This is a genomic window from Chitinophaga sp. (genome assembly GCF_035564935.1).
Classification (GTDB): domain Bacteria; phylum Bacteroidota; class Bacteroidia; order Chitinophagales; family Chitinophagaceae; genus Chitinophaga.
Genome location: NZ_DATMTE010000409.1, coordinates 1 through 3,293 on the forward strand (window position 1 = coordinate 1; position 3,293 = coordinate 3,293).

The 3,293-nt window shown below is 47.2% G+C and carries 1 protein-coding gene; it reads right to left on the reverse strand.

From position 1 onward, the window contains the following. Positions 1 to 3,293, reverse strand: a 3,293-nt coding sequence (locus tag VN105_RS10735; protein WP_325640668.1) for a hypothetical protein, incomplete at both ends; no start/stop codon positions are given.

A 3,293-nucleotide genomic window follows, 5' to 3' on the forward strand; every position in this document is an offset into this window, starting at 1 on the left:
AAAACGCGACAGCCGGCCAGCCGGCATCAGCGCGGAGGAAGTAGCCGGCAATAGTGGTACGCGCACCAAAACCATAGCCACCTACAAACGGTCCGAGGAAGCCTTCTTTGATACGGGTGGTTATGCCCTGTCCATCGTCATAAGTAGTATAGTTGGCGTCTTTAAAGCTCAGCTTTTTATTCCATGCAGTACCGATATCAATAAAGGAAGTTACCTGGAAATTACGCAGGAAAGCAGAGTTGATGGGTTTGTCGATGAAAGTGGCAAACACCGGTAAACGGAGTTCTGTGTTCAGCAACATCACGTTATTACCATTTCTTGCATTCTGCTTGTAGCCACGCAGATTACCGGCCAGGGTCTGGAAAGCATAGTTTTCACTGAGGTTTACAGGGTTCCTGGTATTGATCTGCGGGTTCAGCCAGTTGTCGATACCGCCCAGGTAATACAGCAGCTTGCGGGTTCCCCACGACATATCCATGGCAAAACGGGTGGCCCATATAAAGTTGCGGTAAATTTTGGTATAGTGACGGATATCCACTCCCATGTTATAGGTAAACCTGCCCTGTGCAGCTGCAGAAAGACCAGGGTTAAACAGCTCGTTCAGTCCGCCGTTGGTCAGTTGGGCATTGGTTTCCCCGTAAATTTTATAACGGGTACCATTCCAGATATTAATAGCGGGGTTAATGGTATTGTCGTATACATATTCCAGGCGCATTAACGCATAGGTTTCCTTGTAATCCTTGTTTATCAGGGATGGTTTGTCTACCGCCTGCATCACCAGCTTGTCTGTACGGATACCGGCAGATAAGCGGATGCTTCTCACCTGGTCAAAAGGATATCTCATTTCACCCTGGTAGATGTTGGTGATCATTTTGGCAGGAATAAATGCGGAATCGTTGCCAAACTGGTCGCGGATAGAAAACCCGTTGTTCTTATCTACTTTGCGGTAGTAGGTAAATTTATAGTCGAATCGTTTCTTCAGGTAACTGGCCGAAAAGAAATACTCGGAACCCTGCAGGGAAGACGGAATACGGAAGCCGCCATTGAATTTCAGATCTTCAAACAAATCGCTTACTCCAATGCGGATTAATCCGTTCACCGGGTCGGTAAGGCGGATAGGGCCGCTTGGCGGACCGGTAAACGGCTGGTATTTATTTACCAGGATGGAGTTATCCAGTTGCAGGATCAGGTAGTCCGATGCAAATTTGAATTTATAAGGGAACAGTTTCGACTTTTTGAGGATCGATTCTTCTTTTCTTTTTTCAAACAGCGCTGGCTCGTTTATAGTAATAGCGGTGGAGGTATCAGCCGGCTCATTCCCAAACTCATTCTGGAAGAAGTTAGGATGCGTAGACGTATCTTTCATTGGCGCCAGGTAGGTAGGCAGGCCTAAACGTAAGCTGTCTGCATGCATCTGTGCTCTCCTGAAATTGGTGTTTTTTGCCGTTATATTCCTTTTTTTCAACACCACGGTGTCTACTTTCAGCTTCATCAGGCGTTTGATATCTGCATATTGCACCACTTCTGATACTTCTCCTTTTTCACCGGTGATCCTTGATTCCTGGATACCATAAGGATAGTTGGAGATAGGGAAAGTGTAAGTAGAATCTTTCGTGATGGTGACTGCTTCCACTGAATCCGGAGCTGTGGAGCCATAAGCTGCCAGGGTAGAATCCAGTTCTTCCTGGTCGGGGTTATGGAGTATTTCGGAGCCTACATAGAAGAGAGAATCCACGCCATCGGCCTGTGATTTGAAGAAGCCGGCATAACGGTTACGGATACCGTTGGCATCAGAAACAAAGGTAAAATGGGTGGTATTGTATTGCATAGGCAGTTTGGCATTACCATACTGCAGGTCGGTCAGCTGGGTGATCTGCTTCTCGGAGCTTTTGTTCCAGTTGTCTACCATGAATATATTGAATGGCCTGTTCATCAGCGAGGTATCGCTTCCTCTTCCTTTAGGACCGGGCCTGTTGGAGGAGTAGAGGATACCGCTTTTGCCGGGGAATGCGGCAAACGAAGGATCCAGGTCATCATACACATCGTTGGTGATCTGGTCTGTTTTGGAATTGCTGATATTGTAGGTAAAGATGTCGGTATGACCGTTTTTCACGGCAGAGAGTAACAGGGTATTTTCCTGTACCGGCATGTATTTAAAGTCGATAACCCGGTCGAACTGGGGCAGCGGCTGACGTATAGTTGTACGGGTAATGAGGTCATAGATCATCAGTTTGGTTTTGCCTTCGTGCTCATACACAACAGCCAGGCGGTTCCCTTTTGTGTTCCATGCCATCTGCGGGTAGTTCGGATCTACCTGGTTGGCTAGTTGCATTACACCGCTATGCAGCAATACTTTAGGTTTGTTCCAGCCAAGCTGGATCTGTACCCTGTATACGCCTTTCCTGAACTGAACTACAGCATATGAATTATTTTTAGGATTAGGGTTGAAGCGGTAGTAATCGGCTTTGGGAGTAATTTCCTGGGCTACAATAGTGCGGCCTTTGGCGGAAGTTTTCCTTCTGCGGTTATCTTCCTGGAATCTTTTCTGATAAAATACGAAAAAGTCTTTGGTAGCATTCTTTGGTGTTTTGTTAAGCACCTGTTCAAATCCTTTTTTCAGCCCGCGGTTAATACGGGTGATGTACATCAGGTAAGGCACGGCATCTTTGCCATATTTGCTTTCCACGTAGTACCAGAAGGCCTGGCCGGCCAGGAGGGTATGGTCATAGGCAAGGGCGTTGAAGTTGCTGTACTTGCCGGACATGATGATGAGTTTCAGTTCTTCGTCCTGTTTGGCGGTCCAGTTTTCTGCTGCATAGCCAATAAAGCCGTCTGTGAACCATTTCGGGAAGTCGATCAGGGCGGCATTACCAGCAAATTCGCCGATATCTTCCCCAAACAGCAGTGTTTCCAGCATAATACGGGCTATCCCTTGCCGGATCTGGCGGCGGAGGTTTTCGTGGTTGCCGTCGAAATAAACGATCATTTTATTGCCCACCAGTTTGGTGACCCCTCCCGTATTCTGCCAGTCCACGCCAATCCCGATGTTGGACTGCTTCATTTCCCCGAAAGAGTTGTAAACCACAATATTAATACGCTGCCTTGGGTTTGATTCCATGAACTGCTCCAGCTGGGGCAATTCCTTTTCGGCTACCTGTGCCGCATACTTACCAAGTTCCAACCCGTTCTGGGCGAAATAGGTGTTGAAATGGCGGCTCTGATAATATCTCCATTTAAAGTTCTTGAACTGCACACGATTTTGTCCAAATTCTACTGTATTGGTCTGGGCCTGG